The organism is Nocardia jiangxiensis NBRC 101359, from assembly GCF_000308615.1.
GTDB classification, from domain to species: domain Bacteria; phylum Actinomycetota; class Actinomycetes; order Mycobacteriales; family Mycobacteriaceae; genus Nocardia; species Nocardia jiangxiensis.
In genome coordinates this window covers 704,045-720,342 of sequence record NZ_BAGB01000041.1, presented here as the reverse complement: position 1 = coordinate 720,342, position 16,298 = coordinate 704,045, and the positions used below count along the sequence as shown (strand labels likewise).

The following is a 16,298-nucleotide window of genomic DNA, read 5'->3' as shown; positions in this document are numbered from 1 at the left end:
ATCAGTTCTCCCGTCGTATCGAAACCGTGCCGGCCGTCCCGTCGACCTCGACGAGATCACCGGTGCGGATGGCGTCGAACGCCTCCTGGCCGGCCACCGCCGGAACATCGAGCACGACCAGACCCAAGGCAAGTTTGCTGTTCATCCGGGTGAACACGATGGCGCACGGCGCGGTGCCCTGCAGCTTGGCCAGATGGAACTGCCCGGACCAGCCGGAGGAGCCCTTGGCGCCCGGCAGTACCAGCACTCCGCCGGCGAAGCTCTGCCCGTGCTGGGGATGACGGCTCTCCACGATCGTGCCGGTCCTCGGGTCGATGCCGCCCCAGCCGGACACCGGGGCGGTGCACACCAGTGCTCGCCCGCTCGCCCGTCCGCCGATCACACCACGCGCGGATATCAGCTCAGGCATCGGACCACCGCCCGTTCAGTGCGGCGGTGACACACGTCTCGACACTGCCGAACCAGCCTTGCACGCCGGTGATCGCGGGCAGGTAGTGCGCCTGTTTCGCCGAATCCGTCGCGAACACGCGGGTCCGCGGCGGCAGGAACTGCCCGATGGCCGGGCAGGTATCGGACAGCACCCGTGCGCCCGCACGCTCGATGATCGCCACATAACCGCTGCGCTCGGCGACCGTGCGCAGTGCTCTCGGGGTGAAGACCCACAGTGCGGTGGAGTCCGCGACGTGGCGGCCGTCGAGCAGCCGGGCCACCTCGCGCACCTGTTCCAGGGATGCGTGCGGACAGCCGATCATCACGAAGTCCAGGTCGCGGTCGCTCGCCGTGCGGCACAGCGACGCGACCGTTGCCGCGCGGGCCCGCGCATCGAAGACCGATGTGGCTGCCGGTGGCCGTCCGCCCAGGGCCTGTTCGACCGTGTGCGCCTCCGGGGTGATCCCGGGCAGGTGATACATCTCGACGTCGCCGGAGGAGGCCGCCGCCGCGCCGAATTGCTTGAGCTGCACCGGATTCGGGCGAAGATCGTTTCCGGTGAGCACCGGAACGGCCTCCTGGACCTGTTCGCCCACCCAGTATCCGAGGATGTTCCAGTCCTCGGTCGTGACGACCGGATGACGCACTTCGATCAGATGCGTGGCCCTGCGGTGCTCGTCGAGGTGGTACCCGCAGTAGGGGGTCCGGCCGGTGAGCATCGACGCGGCCGAGGACTCGCGGCCCTCGGTGTTCGTGCGGGCGCCGAGCACGGAATTGATGTAGACGACCGCCGAGGATTCCATCCACGCGCAGTGCTCGCCGAACCGGGGAACGTTGCCCACTTGGTAGGGCGTGCACGTCGAGAGCAGATCCACGCCTTTCTCGGCGAGGTACTTCTCGCTGTCGTCCATCGCGGCCGCGTCCGCGGCCGTGACGCCCTGCAGATCCCACTGCTGGGAGTCCCGCGGGCCGATCAGCTGGCAGCTGTGCGCGCGGAACGGCGGCACCTCGACCGTCTCGTCCAGGTCGAGAGAGAACCGGGAGAACAGTGCGGCAGGGTCGGTGGTGCCCAGGACTCGGGCGTGCCGCGGCCCGAAAATGTTTGCGCCGCAGACATTGTCGGTGTCGACGAGCCGCTGCGCGCCCATCAGTTCGCCGTAGCGGACCAGCAGTTCGAGGGCGGCCTGAACCGCCGGGCCCTGCTCGCCGGTGAGCATTCGCTCGTCCGCCGGGCTCAGAGCAAGCTCAGACATGCGCCCTCACTCTCCAAGTGCACGCGCAGGAGCGCGGTGTCGACCTCCGCGACGACGCCGTGCTTCTCGAGCGCCAGGTGCGCGGCGGTCCCGGCGGCCTGCCCCATCGCGAAACACGGCCCCGCGACGCGCGCGGCGGACTGCCCGCCGTGGGTCATCGACGCACAACGCCCGGCTACCAGCAGGTTCGCGGGCCCGCTCTCGGGTACGAGCATCCGGTACGGCAGCTCGTTGTAGCCCAGCGGGTCCTCGCCGTAGGGCCAGCGGATGTCGAGGTCACCGTCCACATGCGCCTCGACGGGCCAGCCGTTGAGACCGATCGAATCCTCGAAACGCGCGCAGGACCGGACGTCCTCCTCGGTCAGCACGTACTTCCCGAGCAGCCGCCGGGTCTCCCGGATCCCGATCTCGGGTCCGATGTCGACGATGTAGGCGCGCTCGAACCCGGGGACGTTCTCGCGGATGAACCCGAACACCTCCTGCGCCTGCGTGCGACCCTGGACCTCGCCGTGGGTCAACTGCCACACGTCGGTGCCGTCGACCGCGCTGCCGTCGGCATTGCGCAGCTGTGTCGCGTTGGCCCGCCACTCGAGGTCGTCACGTTGCGGGCGCACGATCGCGCCGCGTCGGGGGAATCGGGGGCGTCCGGCGGCGACGGCCTCGTCCATCATGCGCGGCAAGGTTTTCCACGCCGGCCCGGCCCGCTCACCGTCCACCGCGTTGATACGGAACATCGTGGAGGGGAACAGCATCTCGCCGTGCGGATCGGCCTTGTGGTGGCTGGTTCCGGTCCAGGCCAGCAGATCGCCGTCGCCGGAGCAGTCGATGAACACCTGCCCGCGCAGGATTCCCCGGCCGGACTTGGATTCCACCACGACGCCGTCCACCGTGGATCCCTCGACGACAGCGCCGACCGCGAACGCGTGGTACAGCAGCTGTGCGCCGGCGGCCAGCACCTGGTCGTCCGCGGCGCTGCGGTAGGCGGGAATGTCGTACGCCTGCGCCTGAATCCGATCGCTGAAGGACAGATGCGGCGCTCGCAGTCCGCCGAGCCGATCGATGCGCTCCAGCAGTTCGGTGGCATGCCCCCGGACGGTCAGCACATGTTCGCCGTGCACGTTGGAGTACATGCCGCAGAATGTGGACAGCCCACCGCCGGTTCCGGCGCCGCCGAGATATCCGGACTTCTCCACCAGCAGTGTGCTGCGTCCGGCGCGGGCGGCGGCGGTCGCGGCGGCCAGCCCGGACGGGCCGCCGCCGAGCACGACGACCTCCCACTCGCCGAGCACGGGCGTGTGCCGGGCGGGTTCGGTGACGTAGGCGTTCACGATGCGTCCTTTCCGTTGACGGCGGCCCAGTGTTCGAGCAGCAGGTCGTGCAGTTCGTCCGGAATCTCCTGGGTCAGCAGGTGTCCCGCGCCGGGCAGCGCGATGTGGCGGGCGCCGGGCACCCCGGCGGCGATCAGGTCCGCGTGGTGTGCCGGGACGACCGCGTCGGCCAGGCCGTTCACCGCGAGCACCGGACAGCGGATGTCGGCCAGCCGGTCCCGCAGATCGGTTCCGGCGATGGCTTCGCAGCAGGCCGCGTAGCCCTGCGGATCGAGCCGGTCGACGCCGGAAACGGTGCGCGCGATCAGGATCGATGGCGCGGCCGCGTCCGCCGGTGAGTACCAGCGGCCCAGTAAACCCGCGGTCGCGATACCCATTCCCTCGGCGCGCACCGCGGCCGCCCGGCGACGCCAGAACTCCGGATCATCGGCGAAGACGGGGGCGTTGACGGTGACGAGGCTGCGGACCCGGTCCGGATGTTCGACGGCCAGCGCGAGCCCGACGGTGCCGCCGAGACTCACCCCGACGACGTCGACCTCCTCGATCTGCAGCGAGTCCAGCAGGGCGACCGCGTCCGCGGTGAGATCGTCCAGGCGGTATGGGCCCGGTGGCACCGGGGAATCGCCGTGCCCACGATGGTCGTAGCTGATCACCCGGCGGTGCTCGCGCAACCGTTCTCGTTGCGGCGCCCACATCGCGGCCGTGGTGCCCAGTGAAGCGGAAAGCAGTACCGGTGGGCCGGATCCCTCATCGATGAACGCGGTCATGCGGCGGCCCCGGATGTGCGGCGCCCGGCCTTCGCGTCCTGGATGCCGCGATGTACGCGGGCGCGCAACTCGGCGAACTCGGGCGTCGAACGGCTGGCGACCTGATCTCGTTCTACCGGCAACTCGATGGTGACGTTGTCGAGAATGCGGGTGGGGGAGGCGGACAGCACCAGCACCCGCTCGCCGAGATAGACCGCTTCGTCGATGTCGTGCGTGACGAACAGGGTCGTGATGTCCAGGTTCCGCCACAGCGTGCGCACGAGATCTTCCAGCTCTGCGCGCGTCTGCGCGTCGACGGCGGCGAAGGGTTCGTCCATCAGGAGAACCTGCGGCTCGTAGGCGACCGCGCGCGCGATCGCCACCCGCTGTTGCATACCACCGGAGAGCTGCCACGGATAGGCGTGGCCCGAATCGGCCAGCCCGACCGAGGTGAGCGCGTCCTCGACGAGCCGGTTCCGTTCCGCGCGCGGTAAACCCTTCTGCCGCAACGGAAGATCGATGTTCTGCTGTACCGTCTTCCACGGGAACAGGCTGCGGCCGTATTCCTGGAACACCACGGCCATCCCGGGCGGCGGGCCGGTCACCCGGGCGCCGTCCAGCACGACTTCGCCCGCCGTGGGGGTGAGCAACCCGGCCAGGCATTTGAGCAGCGTCGTCTTGCCCGCGCCCGAAGGGCCCACGATGCAGGCGAATTCGCCGCGTTCGACGGAAAACGTGATGTCGCCGATCGCCTCCACGCGGCGGCCGGAGGACTCGTACACCTTGTTGAGGTTGCGCACCTCGACCATGGCTGTCATCAGCCGTTCCTCTTCTGTGATTCGCGCAGGCCCAGGTACCAGCTCAGGGCCCGCTTCTCGACAACGGTGAACAGCGCGGACAGCAGGAATCCGATGATGCCGAGCAGGATGATGCCGCTCCACATCTGAGGAATCGCGAAGCTGCGCTGGAACTGCACGATGCTGAATCCCAGGCCGTTGGTGGCGGCGAACATTTCGCCGATGACCATCAGGATCAGCCCGATCGACAGCGATTGTTTGAGCCCGGCGGCGATCTGCGGGCTCGCTGCGGGAAGAACCATGTGCCACAGCCGCGCGGTGCGGGTGATGCCGAAGCTGCGGCAGGTATCGACCATGACCTCGTCGGCGGCTCGCACGCCTTCGATGGTGTTGAGCAGCACCGGCCACACGCAGCCGGACACGATGACGACGATCTTCGAGCCGTCCCCGATACCGGCGAGGATCGAGATCACCGGCACCAGCACGGTCGGCGGGATCGCGCGCAGGAACTCCAGGACCGGCTCGGCGCCACGGCGCAGCGCGTCGGTCAGGCCCAGCGTGATGCCCAGCGCCACTCCGACGATCGCGGAGATGACGAATCCGGCGAACAGGCGCAGCACGCTGGGCACCACGTCCTGGCCGAAACGCGCGGAGAACCACAGCTTGCCGAACCAGTGCAGGATCGTCGACAGCGGCGGAAAATAGTAGCTTGTGCTGTTCGCGCTGGTGAACCACCACAGTGCGACGAGCACGACCGGCAGGCCGAGCGCGAGCAGGATGCGACGCAGAATCCTCATCGGGCACCTCGCGAGCGACGAACCGACGGGTGCCAGCTCAGCGCGGTCCGTTCCGCGAGCCGGAATCCGACGTTGACCAGCACTCCCAGCACTCCGCTGAGCACCACCAGCGCGAACATCTCGGTCGTCGCCCCGCTGCTCTGGGCGACCGAGATCAGCTGGCCCAGCCCGGGTGTGCCGATGACCAGCTCACCGGTGATCGCCAGCACCAGCGCGACCGAGGCCGCGAGCCGCACTCCGGTGAACACGAACGGCAACATGGTCGGCCAGACCACATGACGAATCTTGGCCCACGCGCTGAAGCGGTACGAGCTAGCGGTGTCCCGCGCGACCGGATCGATGTCCTGGATGCCATAGAGGACCTGCACGAACACCTGCCAGAAACCGGCGTACACGATGAGTACGACACCGGACTGGAAGCCCGTGCCGAAGATGAGGATGACCGCGGGAATCAGGGCCACCGAGGGGATCGGGCGCAGGAATTCCACCGTGGAGGCGGTGAGTGCGCGCAGCACCGGCACCAGCCCGATGATCACTCCGGCGACCACCCCGGCCGCGACCGCGGCCACCAGTCCGATCGCCGTCGTACGAACCGTGCGGCCCAACGCCTCCCACAGCGCGCTGTCGCCGCTCTCGCGGGCGAGTTCGGCCAGTATCGAGCTGAGCGGGGGGAGCGCGCCTTCGGATACCAGGCCGGTGCGCGGGAAGATCTCGGCCACCGCCGCGGCGATCACGATGCCGACCACGGGTGCGATCCGCGGCCGGGCCCGGCGGGCGCGTGCGGCCGTTGCGGCAGGCGCGCTCGCGTGCGGCGCGTCGAGGACCGTCATCGGGCACCTCCGGGGATTGTGCGGCAACGGTTTTCGCAGTTCCGCTGTCCCAGTACCGCACCGCAGGCCAGGGGGCCGACGGCATTGTCGTAGGTGGCCAGCCAGCCCGGTGTGCGGACGGTTTCCGCGGCGGCGACCTCGCGGCCGGCCAGTTCGTCCGGATCGACCTCGAGGTCGACGGTGCGGGTGGTGAGATCGATGCTGATCAGATCGCCGTCGCGGACCCGGCCGAGCGGTCCGCCCGTGACCGCCTCGGGGTTGACCTCGCCGACCACGATCCCCTTGTTCACCAACCCGGAAAGCTGGCCGTCGGTGACCACCGCGACCTTCTCACCGAGGCCGGCGCCGTCCAGGGCGAAGACGAAGGCAGAGGCCATCGCCATCCCCGGCCCGCCGTGCAAACCCATACCGCGCAGCACGACCACCTCACCGGCCTGCACCTCACCGGCGGCCAGACCCGCGATGGCGGTCTCCCGCGAGGAATAGCAGCGGGCCGGGCCACGGAACGTCGTGGGCCGTTCCTCGTCGACGGGCAGTTTGACGATCGACCCCTCGGCGGCCAGCGAACCGCGCAGGATCACGATCGAGGGACGCCGCGAGAACGGATTCTCCGGCGAGCGGATGAATTCGGGGTCGGCGGCCGGGGCCTGCGCGAGCAATTCGCCGAGGGGGCGGCCGGTCACCCCGACCGTATCGAGGTCCAGCAGCGGCGCCAGCGCGGCGAGCACGCCCCGGGTACCGCCCGCGTCGTCGAGCTGTTCGATCAGATGCGGGCCGTTGGGCCGGACCGCGGTGAGCACCGGAACTCGATCGGCCAGCTCTTCGTACAGCCGCCACACGTCGACGTCCAGTTCCGCTTCCACCGCGATCGCCTGCAGGTGTTTGACGGAGTTGATCGAGCCGCCGACCGCGAGCATCAGGGTGACCGCATTGCGTATCGCGGCGGGGGTGAGCACCGACCGAGCCGAACGCCCGCTGTGCACCATCTCGACGATCTGCCGCCCGGCCGAACGCACTGCCGCCCACATGGTTTCGCCGTTGGCGCGGGTGGGGGTGGTGCCCGGCATGGTGAAACCGAGTGCCTCGGCGGCCATGTGCATCGTATTGGCGGTGCCCATTCCCGCACATACCCCGGGGCCCCGGATGGCGCTTTCGGACATCGCGAGCAGGTCCTCGGCCGAGGTACGGCCCAGCGCGGTGTGCCCGGCGTGCAGGAAAACCTCCTCGATATCCGCACCGCCGTCCTCGTGCAGGGCGCTGCGCTGATATCCGCACGCGACGAGCACCGTCGGCACGTCGAGCCGGCCGGCCGCCATCATGTGGGCGGGCGCGGTCTTGTCGCACGAGCTCAGGCACACCATCCCGTCGAGCAACGCGCCCTCGACCACGACCTCGATGTCGTTGACGATCAGGTCGCGGGTCGGCAGCACGTAGCGGCCGCCGGCGCCGGCGCTGGTGATGAAGTCGGCGGGGGCCGCGGTGCGGATCTCGAAGGGCAGCCCGCCCGCCTCGCGGATGGCCTCCTTGAGCACCGGCACGATGTCGTCGAGATGGGCGAAACAGGCGGCCAGGTCGGAGGAGGAATTGACGATCGCGATCTTGGGCCGGGCCATCTCCTCATCGGTGATGCCCAGTGACCGCCATTCGGCCCGGCGCACGGCCCAGCGAGAGGTGCCGGCCGGTAGATCGCTACGAAGTTTCGAGGTCATATTATTTCGCCACTCCCGACCAGACCAGGTCGTTGTAGGACACGTTTTCGGTGATCAGATGGAACTGCTCGGCTGCGGAGACGAACGCTTCGACCGAAGCCCGTGAGATCTGCGGCGCGAAGGAAGGCAGGGTGACCTTCGCCGCGACGGCCGGGTCGATCTTCATGAACGAGGACAGCTGCGCTCGCGTCTCGTCGGGATGGCTACCGGCGTAGGTCAGTGACTCGTCGATGGCGGCCCCGAGCGCGGTGAACAGCTTGGGGTTCTGCTTCAACTGCTGCTCGGAGGTGAAGTACACCGAGCTGGTCAGACCGCTTTTCGACATGTCCAGATAGGGCGAGGCGATCGTCCGGGTATTCGCGTTCGCGGCGATGGTGTCGAACGGCTCCGCGGTCACCATCGCGTCGATGCGGCCGTTGCCCAGTGCCGTCACCGCGTCCGGGAAGGGCAGTTCGACGAACTTGACCGAGTCCGGGTCGGCATGTGCGGCGGCGACCGACACCTGGCCCAGCATCTGCAGCAGGTTGTTGAGCGTGTTGACGCTGACCTTCTTGCCCACGAGATCGGCGGCCGACCTGATAGGGCTGTTCTGCGGGACCCGGATCATCGACACGTCCTTGCCCGCGACGCCGGTCGAACTCGAGCCCGCGGCGATCACCTTCAGCGGAAGGCCCTGGCTGCGGGCGGTGAGCACCGAGACGATGTTGCTGAACGCGAACTGATACTGGCCGGTGATCACCGGCGGCACCAGTGCGGCGCCGCCCTGCGATGTGTTGATCTTCAGCTTGATGCCGCGGTTGGCGAAGAAACCCTGCTTATCACCCAGGTAGAGCGCTGCGACATCGATGACCGGGATGAATCCGGCCTGCACGGTCACGGGTTTCTGCGGTGTGGGATCCAGTCCGCTCGGGATGTGACCGCCGCAGGCGGTGAGCGTCAACGTCAGTGCGGCTGCGGCGGCGAGAACTGTTCTTCGGCGCAGGGCAGGGAACTCCATCGTTCCTCCACTTGATCGAGGCCCGGAAAGTCCGAGGCCGAGTGGGTGTTCTCCGAGACCATACATTTCTGTACAGCTGTGCGCTAGTCGCACGCACAAGTGTTCGCTGTGCGTACACTTATCAGTGCATCCGGCTGGCGGACGAGTCCGCCGGATGTGCGAAAGTGGTCGCCGCAACCGCACTGGGACGGGAGACAGGGAATGGAGCAGCTCGAGGACGCGCCGGGTGACGCGGATTTCGTCCAGGCGCTGGCGCGCGGGCTGGAAGTGATCAAGGCATTCGACGCGGATTACCCGACCCGCTCGCTCAGCGATGTCGCCAGAGTGACCGGGTGGTCGCGCGCCGCGGTGCGGCGCTCGCTGCTGACGCTGCTGAAGCTCGGCTATGTGCGCAGTGAGGGGACACTCTTCGCGCTCACGCCGAAGGTGCTCGAACTCGGCCACGCCTACCTGCGAGGTCTGTCCACGCCGCAGATCGCCGGGCCGCACCTCGAGCAACTGATGCGCGACGTGCACGAAACCACGGCCCTGTCGGTTCTGGACGGTGACCACGTGGTGCACGTCGCGCGCGTGCCGACCAACGGCGTGATCACCGTGTCCATCAACGTGGGTTCGAGATTCCCGGCCTATGCGACGGCGATGGGGCGCGTCCTGCTGGCCGGACTGGACGAACGGGCATTCGAGGAGTACCTCGGCCGCGTCGACCTCCAGCCGCTGACCGACCGCACGGTCCGTAACGCGGCCGAGCTCCGCGCCATTGTCGAGGTGGTTCGGGCGAGTGGTTTCTGTCTCGCGGACCAGGAGCTGAACAGCAGTCTGCGAGCAGTCGCCGTACCGGTGCGCGACCAGGCGGGCGCGGTCATCGCCGCGGCCAATATCGCTGTGAGTGCCGGAATGCGCAGCCTCGAACAACTACGCGACATGGTGCCACGGCTGCAGGAATGCGCTGCCGCAATCGAGGCGGACCTGCACCTGGTCGAGGGCCCGTGATCCGCACGTCGGGGCGCCCGCAGCGCGTCCGTCGCGGGGGCGAGTCCCCGGCCATGTCTGCGACGAAGCGGACAACTTCGTCGTCGCAAGGAACAGTGCGTCAATGAGAACCCGGTGCATTACCGGCGGGCGTGTACGGAATCTTGTGTGAGTTGATCTCGTGGACTGGCAAGGTGGCAAGGCGAAATGCCTTGCCACCCAGGAAGGAGACGGTGCTGCGAAGCTATGAGTTCCATCGCGAGGTCGGCACTGGCCCGCTGGTGAATCCGTTTCCGTTGTCCCGCAAGCGCAGTCGCGCAGGTCGTGCGCATGCGCATCACAATCCGATGCAGCCGTGTACGCGGGGAGCGGTCCGGGCAGTATCGGCCGCGGCTGGTGTCGAGGATGCCTCGCAGTATTCCGGATTCGTGATTCGACGACCTGTTCGCTCGGCTGGGTTCGCATCGGGACCGGGCGCTGGTGGCGTTCTGGGGCTCGACCGGTGCTCGCGCATCGGAGCTGCTCGTTGTCGCTATCGGATCGCTGTTGCCGCACCCATGGTCGTTGCCGGTGCGGATGTTGTCGCATCGGGGTTGTTGTACTGGCCGTCATTGCGGCAGTCACCGTTGCCACAGGCCGATGGCGCCCAGAGCTGCAGGGGTGCTGAGGCGCTGTACTGCTCGACCTGTCCCCACAGTCGGTCGGCGTGCACCATGCCCGGGCTCGGCGTGGCCATGGGCGCAAGGATCGCGATCACCGGAATTGCTGTCGCTATCCCTGCCAGCGTGATCGCGGTGAACCGCCTACCTGCGGTAGGTCTGTGAGTTTGCTCGGTCATCTCTTTGCCTTTCCGGAACTCGGTGAACGACTAATTGTTTCGGGCCATGAAACTTCGGGCGTCGCCGTCTTCGGGATCGACGAACACGATGTCGTCGGGTCGCCGCCGTGGCACATCGATGGACAACACGACAAAGGGGTGTGTGATGATCTGCGGGAATCCGTGGATCTGGGTACGGGCGAAGCGCAGGAACATTCCAGGACGCGCCTGGGTTTCGGTACCGTCGAGATGGAATACTCCTTCGCCCTCGACCACGTACAGGTGCTCGTCACAGTCTTTGTGGTAATGCAACGGAAGGGTGCGGTAGATCCGGAAGATCCGGCTGCTGACCTCGGGAAAGTCGCTGAAATATACGTCGGTCAGCATCGACTCGGACGTCTCGGGCAGCTTGCCGATCTCGGCGAATACATCGAAGACCTGCCGAGAATTGTTCGTCTGAGGTACGAAATCATCGTTCATTGCACACGGTTTTCCGAGCTGAGCATCCATGCCTGCTTTTCGAGCGCGTCGATGAGTTGGTGCAGCAGGTCGGCGGTCGAGGGGTCTTCGGCGTCGACGTCGTCGTGGACCTCGCGTGCGGTTGCGGCCGCCCCGCGCAGTTGTGTGGTGAGCGCGTCGACGGTGTCGAACGTGCTCTGTTCACCGGGCGGCAGCAGCGGCAGTGTGGTTGTTTCGGCCACGGTGGTCGGGCGGCCATCGGGTACTGCGTCCAGGGCGCGCATGCGTTCGGCGATGGTATCGCCGTATTCGCGTGCCAGGTCGACGATTTCGTCGAGTTGCAGGTGCAGGTCCCGGAAGTTGTGCCCCACCACGTTCCAGTGCGCTTGTTTGCCGTTGAGGTGCAACGCGATCAGATCGACCAGGACGCGCTGCAGGTGCCCGGAGAGTTCGGTCGAGGCGCGGAAACGGACGGGGGATTGCACGGTTGTCATGATGTGCTCCTAGATCTATCAGAAATTGTTGTCGGCCAATATGTTTCGATTCAGTTGTGGTCGAGGACGGTGCCGTCGACGTGTCGGGCGGTCGGTATTCGAGGCGGGATGTCCGTGCGAGAAGCGGTGGTGATCGGTTCGCGGCACGGGAAGTCGGCGTCAATGCTTCGGTCATCATGTGTCCTGCTCAGGGCGTTTCCGAATCCGTGGTTTCGTGACGGGGTTGCCGGTCGGGTCGTGGGTGGATGCCGTCGAGGACGATGTCGACGACGCCGTCGATGAAGATGTGGTCGAGTGGTGCGTGACCGTGCATCAGCCGGTGGTAGACCGGGCCGTACAGCATGTCCAGGACGGTTTCGATGCGTGTGCGGGCGGGGATCTCGCCGCGGGCGATGGCTTGCTGCAGGATCATCCGTCCGTGATCGCGGCGTTGGTCCAGGAAGCGGGCGCGGTAGGTGAGTGCGAAATCCGGGTCGGTGACCACTTGCCCGAGTAGTCCGGCGATGACGCGGCCGTAGGGGCGCCGGGCGATCAGTTCTGTCCACGGCCACAACAGGTTTCGCAGATCATCACGTAGTGATCCGGTGTCGGGTGCGATGGGAGCGGATTCCCATGTCCGATACAGGGCGTCCATGGCGAGTGTTTCCTTGCTCGGCCACCAGCGATAGATGGTGGCCTTGCTGACCCCGGCCGCCGCGGCCACGGCGTCCATGTTCATGGCGGCGACGCCGTGGGCGAGCAACGACTCCATCGCCACGTCCAGGATCGCCTCGCGAGCTTGCTCGTTGCGCGGCCGCCCGCGGCGCACGGTCGTGGATGCCTCGGTCACGGCCGGCTCCGGACAGGGCCGTCGGTGGCGGGTATCCGGCCGTGCAGGGCGGCGTACAGTCCTGCCAGGTCGCGGTCGGCATATCCGTGATCCACGGCCATGTCCACGGCGTCGGAGACGGCGGTGGCGGTGGCCATCTGCATGCCGAGACCAGCTGCGGTCTCGCGGGCGAGGCCGAGGTCCTTGCGCATGGCGCGCATATCGAACCACGCACGCTGGGGTAGGTGCAGGGCCATCGGCGCGCGAGTCTGCAGCGCGGGTGATCCGATGACGCTGTCGGTCATCACGGCCGCGGCCTGTGCGGGGTCTATACCGGCTTTCTCGGCCAGCATCAGCGCTTCGCTGAAGGCCAGGACCTGGTTGGCCAGGGCGACGTTCATCGCCAATTTCAGTGTCAGGGCCTGGGTTCGGGTTCCGACGTAGGCGACCTGGCGGCCCAGGCGGTACAGCAGGGGTTCGATTGTGGTGACCGCGTCGAACGGTCCGCCCGCGAGGATGACCAGGCTGCCCTCGGCGGCGGCGGGCACACTGCCGGACACCGGCGCGCTGACCATCTGAGCGCCCCGGGATTCGACCCGGTCGGCGAGTTCGGCCACGGTCTCGGGGCCGACCGTGCTCATATCGACGACGATCTGTCCGTGGCGCAGTCCGGCCAGGATGCCGTCGGGGCCTTCGTGGACCGCTCGCAAGGCCGTGTCGTCGGACACCATGGTGAAAATGATGTCCACCGGACGGGTGACATGCCGTGGTGTGTCCCGCCAGATCATGCCGCGTGCGACGAGCCCGGCGGCTTTCTCGGGTGTGCGGTTGGTACCGCACACCGTGTTGCCGACGAGCAGACGGCGCACGAACCGACTCCCCATAGCCCCCAGGCCAACGAAACCTATTGTCGCCATACGTATTTCCTTTCCATCCGGGGTGCCGGTGCGATCTTGTGCGTACTGGGTGATCGCGGTTGTGTCGGCGGCTCCGACCGGGTGATCGCGGTTACTCGGATTGCCCCGGGCTTCTGCGCTCCGGTTCAGCACCTCTGCCAATTACGATACTCAGAGTTTTATATAGCGCCAGGAGTGATACGGGAACGTAACGTGGCCGCCGCCGCCGTAACCGCGCTGCAACTGCAAACATAGCTTGCTCTGAGCTCGAGAAGGGTAGATCCGCCTACCGTCTACATATACGAGCCTGTCAGTTTTGGAAAGGTGTGATCTCATGTCCGATGCGACGAACGTAGACACGATCGGCGCCGACATCCCCGCCGCGGACCCGGTGCTCGACACCGCCCGCAGACTCGCCGTCGAGGCGATCGGCACGTTCTTCCTGGTCTTCGCCGTCGGTGCCAGCGCGCACAGCGGAACTGTTCTGGCGCCGCTGGCCGCTGGAGTCGTGCTGATGGTGATGGTGTATGCGGGCGAGCGTATTTCCGGCGGCCATTACAATCCCGCGGTCACCTTCGCGGTGCTCATCGGCGGCAGGATCCGGCCCGGCGCTGCCTGCGCCTACTGGCTCACGCAGGTGATGGCCGGACTGGTCGCCGCACTGGCGGTCTCGGCGGTCGTCGGCTCGCGCTCACCGGATCACATCGACCCCACCGGCCGGGTGCTGGCCGACTGTCTTGCGGTGGAATTCCTGTTCACCTTCGCGCTGGCCTACGTGGTGCTCAACGTCACCGCCGGTGGATCGCGATCTCCGTTCCAGGGCCTGGCGATCGGATCCACCGTCGCGGCGGGAGCGATCATCGTCGGCGGTCTATCCGGTGGCGCCTTCAATCCGGCCGTGGTTCTGGGTGCGATCACGATGAACCTGTTCGCGCCCGCCACACTGCTCTACCTGCCCGCCCAACTCGCCGGTGCGGGAGCAGCCGGGCTGGTGTTCCGATGGCTCCGTCCCCGCGGCACCTGACCCGCCGGGTCGCCGAAACTCACACGGGGAGAACAGAACTCGAAGACGACCAGCGACGCCGCTCGCCGTTGCGCGTACGCTCTGCCCGGTTCTGCTCCGATGCGGCCGCGGTCCTGGGCCTCAGTGGCGCCTGGTCGTAATGATGATCGGTTTGACCTCGGTGGGAATTCCCGCCAGCGTCGAGACGGGAACGCCGAGCACCGTGGCGGTGATTTCCCGTGGGATCGAATTCACCGCGCCGAGCAGGCCGATGTCGTCGCTCATCTCGGGCGCACTGGTGTTGAACACGATCAGCAACTCCAGCGGGGCGTCGGTACGGGCGTTCTCGAAGTAGTGGAAGAACCCTTGCGGGGCGAAGACCAGATCTCCGGCATGGGCTTCGAACACGTCGGTGTGATAGCTCCCGTCCGGATGGGTGCCCAGCAGAGTCCATTTCGCGGTGCCGGCGATGTGGTAGTTGAGTTCCCATGCGGTGGGATGCCAGTGCGGTTCGCGGACGCCGCCGGGCTCGAGTCGCACGAAGTAGGCCGCGCCGTTCTGCCCGGCCAGGACCGGGAAGTTCTGTTCGTGCGCGCCCTGCAGAGTGCCGCCGTCGTAACGGTTCATATCAGCGGCGGTGAGGTGGAACAGATGCGGGGAGGTGTTGAGATTGGCGTCGAGGTCGCTCGCGCTCGGCAGCGCGGTGTGCGTGGTGTCCGCACACGCCGCGGCCGCGGTCAGCCCCGCCCCCAGCGCGGCCCCGCCAAGCGCCGCAGCACCCGTGCCGAGAGCGGTTCGCCGATTCACTGCCGACGGTTCCTGAGAATGGTCATCCGACATGTCGCTCCGTTCTGCCGCAGAAGACTTTCCGACAATGCATCGGCGAGCAGGTGTTCGACCGGCAAAGCCTATCGTGCGGCAGCACGGGCATTTCCCGTCCGTCGCGTCACGGGCCGTCACCCGTCAAATATGGTCGACCAACCCCTTGGCGCCTTCGGACAACGCGCAGTGCGCGCAGCAGAAGAAGCGCCCGCCTGCCTCCACACCGTGGCCGATGATCCGGCACTGACAGTGCTCGCAGATAGGCGCCAGCCTGTGAATAGCGCATTCGAAGCAGTCGAATACGTGCCGGGCCCCCTGCGCCTCGACCGTGAATGCCATCGTGTACTCGTTGCCGCAAACCTCACATTGGGCCATTCGGCAATGGTATGCCCCAGCTACCTTTCGGCGATCGAAAATGACGCGAGCCTCATGTGCGAACTCGCTTCTCGATCGGAGCCGCCCGCGGAACGCTGCGGCCTACGCCATCGGCATTCCACCGAGCCCGCGGCGGCGTGGCACCGGTCTCGGCGTGGATAGCTATTGGCGTCGCGGCCGAACGCACTGTAATCGGCTGCTCGAGACTGGTGAGGGGGCTTGATCCCGGCCAGGATCGGTCCCAGGTACCCCGGTGGGAGGCTCTCTAATCGGCTGCCGACCAGCGTCGTCGGTGTGGCTCGCCTCGACCCCGACGCGACTAGGACACTCGGACGGCATGAAGTCGATGGCGCAGGGGCACTACATCCACCAGGGCGTCCGCCGCATGGTGGCAATGGACAACCCTGGTGCCACAGAACTGCTGAGCCCGTTCAAAGTGGCACCAAAATGGCACTCTGCGGCCTGGTTCCGTAGTTCGCAACCAATTGACCAGCCAGAACGGCTAGCCCTTCTTCATCATTTCGTAGACGCGCTTGCAGTCCGGGCAGACCGGGGAGCCGGGCTTGGCCGAGCGGGTGACGGGGAACACCTCGCCGCAGAGGGCCACGACATGGGTGCCCATGACGGCGCTCTCGGCGATCTTGTCCTTCTTCACGTAGTGGAAGAACTTGGGGGTGTCGCTGTCGGTCGTCTCGTCGGTGGTCGAATCCGGGCGAACGAGGGTATCGGTGTTCACCCTTCCATGATGCCGCATCCTGTGATCGGAGCG

19 protein-coding genes are annotated in these 16,298 nt (G+C 67.1%); 2 read left to right on the top strand and 17 right to left on the bottom strand.

Going from position 1 to position 16,298, the window contains the following annotated elements; all coding sequences use genetic code 11:
- Position 1: 1 nt before the first annotated feature.
- Genes ON40_RS17465 through ON40_RS17425 form a run of 9 tightly spaced genes read right to left on the bottom strand, consistent with a single transcriptional unit; the run spans position 2 to position 8,886 of the window.
- Positions 2-409 carry an aconitase X swivel domain-containing protein gene (locus ON40_RS17465; protein WP_040823661.1) on the bottom strand — a complete coding sequence of 136 codons (408 nt, stop codon included), beginning with the start codon at positions 407-409 and terminating at the stop codon, positions 2-4.
- Positions 402-1,682 carry an aconitase X gene (locus ON40_RS17460; protein WP_040823658.1) on the bottom strand — a complete coding sequence of 427 codons (1,281 nt, stop codon included), beginning with the start codon at positions 1,680-1,682 and terminating at the stop codon, positions 402-404. The genes ON40_RS17465 and ON40_RS17460 overlap by 8 nt, the downstream gene beginning before the upstream one ends.
- Positions 1,664-3,010, bottom strand: coding sequence for an FAD-dependent oxidoreductase (locus tag ON40_RS17455; RefSeq protein ID WP_085997724.1), 1,347 nt, complete (start codon positions 3,008-3,010; stop codon positions 1,664-1,666). Before ON40_RS17455 ends, ON40_RS17460 begins: the two co-directional genes overlap by 19 nt.
- Positions 3,007-3,777 carry an alpha/beta fold hydrolase gene (locus tag ON40_RS53940; RefSeq protein ID WP_051193199.1) on the bottom strand — a complete coding sequence of 257 codons (771 nt, stop codon included), beginning with the start codon at positions 3,775-3,777 and terminating at the stop codon, positions 3,007-3,009. Before ON40_RS53940 ends, ON40_RS17455 begins: the two co-directional genes overlap by 4 nt.
- Positions 3,774-4,574, bottom strand: coding sequence for an ABC transporter ATP-binding protein (locus ON40_RS17445; RefSeq protein ID WP_040823651.1), 801 nt, complete (start codon positions 4,572-4,574; stop codon positions 3,774-3,776). The genes ON40_RS53940 and ON40_RS17445 overlap by 4 nt, the downstream gene beginning before the upstream one ends.
- A complete protein-coding gene (locus ON40_RS17440; RefSeq protein WP_040823648.1) occupies positions 4,574-5,350 on the bottom strand; it encodes an ABC transporter permease in 777 nt (258 codons plus the stop codon). The genes ON40_RS17445 and ON40_RS17440 overlap by 1 nt, the downstream gene beginning before the upstream one ends.
- Positions 5,347-6,180, bottom strand: coding sequence for an ABC transporter permease (locus ON40_RS17435; protein WP_083895702.1), 834 nt, complete (start codon positions 6,178-6,180; stop codon positions 5,347-5,349). The genes ON40_RS17440 and ON40_RS17435 overlap by 4 nt, the downstream gene beginning before the upstream one ends.
- Positions 6,177-7,889: a dihydroxy-acid dehydratase domain-containing protein gene (locus ON40_RS17430; RefSeq protein ID WP_040823645.1), complete on the bottom strand. Its 1,713-nt coding sequence runs from the start codon at positions 7,887-7,889 to the stop codon at positions 6,177-6,179. The genes ON40_RS17435 and ON40_RS17430 overlap by 4 nt, the downstream gene beginning before the upstream one ends.
- 1 nt (position 7,890) lies before the next feature.
- Positions 7,891-8,886, bottom strand: a complete 996-nt coding sequence (locus tag ON40_RS17425; protein ID WP_051193198.1) for an ABC transporter substrate-binding protein — start codon at positions 8,884-8,886, stop codon at positions 7,891-7,893.
- A gap of 201 nt (positions 8,887-9,087) precedes the next feature.
- Between ON40_RS17425 and ON40_RS17420 the strand changes: the two genes are divergently transcribed.
- Positions 9,088-9,876, top strand: a complete 789-nt coding sequence (locus ON40_RS17420) for an IclR family transcriptional regulator domain-containing protein (protein WP_040823643.1) — start codon at positions 9,088-9,090, stop codon at positions 9,874-9,876.
- 511 nt (positions 9,877-10,387) lie between these two features.
- On the opposite strand, the gene ON40_RS51880 is transcribed toward ON40_RS17420, so the two are convergent.
- The 5 genes from ON40_RS51880 to ON40_RS17400 form a co-directional block, all read right to left on the bottom strand.
- Positions 10,388-10,693, bottom strand: a complete 306-nt coding sequence (locus tag ON40_RS51880; protein ID WP_157186319.1) for a hypothetical protein — start codon at positions 10,691-10,693, stop codon at positions 10,388-10,390.
- Between the two features lie 30 nt (positions 10,694-10,723).
- Positions 10,724-11,152, bottom strand: coding sequence for a cupin domain-containing protein (locus ON40_RS17415; RefSeq protein ID WP_040823640.1), 429 nt, complete (start codon positions 11,150-11,152; stop codon positions 10,724-10,726).
- Positions 11,149-11,625 carry a Dps family protein gene (locus tag ON40_RS17410; protein ID WP_040823638.1) on the bottom strand — a complete coding sequence of 159 codons (477 nt, stop codon included), beginning with the start codon at positions 11,623-11,625 and terminating at the stop codon, positions 11,149-11,151. Before ON40_RS17410 ends, ON40_RS17415 begins: the two co-directional genes overlap by 4 nt.
- A gap of 187 nt (positions 11,626-11,812) precedes the next feature.
- Positions 11,813-12,454, bottom strand: coding sequence for a TetR/AcrR family transcriptional regulator (locus ON40_RS17405; protein ID WP_051193197.1), 642 nt, complete (start codon positions 12,452-12,454; stop codon positions 11,813-11,815).
- The gene (locus ON40_RS17400; protein WP_157186318.1) at positions 12,451-13,350 is read right to left on the bottom strand and encodes an NAD(P)-dependent oxidoreductase; all 900 of its coding nucleotides are present in this window, start codon (positions 13,348-13,350) and stop codon (positions 12,451-12,453) included. Before ON40_RS17400 ends, ON40_RS17405 begins: the two co-directional genes overlap by 4 nt.
- A 313-nt stretch (positions 13,351-13,663) precedes the next feature.
- Here ON40_RS17400 and ON40_RS17395 point away from each other — a divergent pair, with 313 nt between their 5' ends.
- Positions 13,664-14,353, top strand: coding sequence for an aquaporin (locus tag ON40_RS17395; protein WP_083895699.1), 690 nt, complete (start codon positions 13,664-13,666; stop codon positions 14,351-14,353).
- A 120-nt stretch (positions 14,354-14,473) separates the two neighbouring features.
- On the opposite strand, the gene ON40_RS17390 is transcribed toward ON40_RS17395, so the two are convergent.
- The 3 genes from ON40_RS17390 to ON40_RS17380 form a co-directional block, all read right to left on the bottom strand.
- Positions 14,474-15,139: a cupin domain-containing protein gene (locus ON40_RS17390; protein ID WP_245567844.1), complete on the bottom strand. Its 666-nt coding sequence runs from the start codon at positions 15,137-15,139 to the stop codon at positions 14,474-14,476.
- A 156-nt stretch (positions 15,140-15,295) separates the two neighbouring features.
- Positions 15,296-15,529 (bottom strand): metallothionein, encoded by a 234-nt coding sequence (locus ON40_RS17385; protein ID WP_040823632.1) that lies wholly within the window; start codon positions 15,527-15,529, stop codon positions 15,296-15,298.
- A 502-nt stretch (positions 15,530-16,031) separates the two neighbouring features.
- Positions 16,032-16,265 (bottom strand): DUF3039 domain-containing protein, encoded by a 234-nt coding sequence (locus tag ON40_RS17380; protein WP_040824460.1) that lies wholly within the window; start codon positions 16,263-16,265, stop codon positions 16,032-16,034.
- Positions 16,266-16,298: the final 33 nt, after the last annotated feature.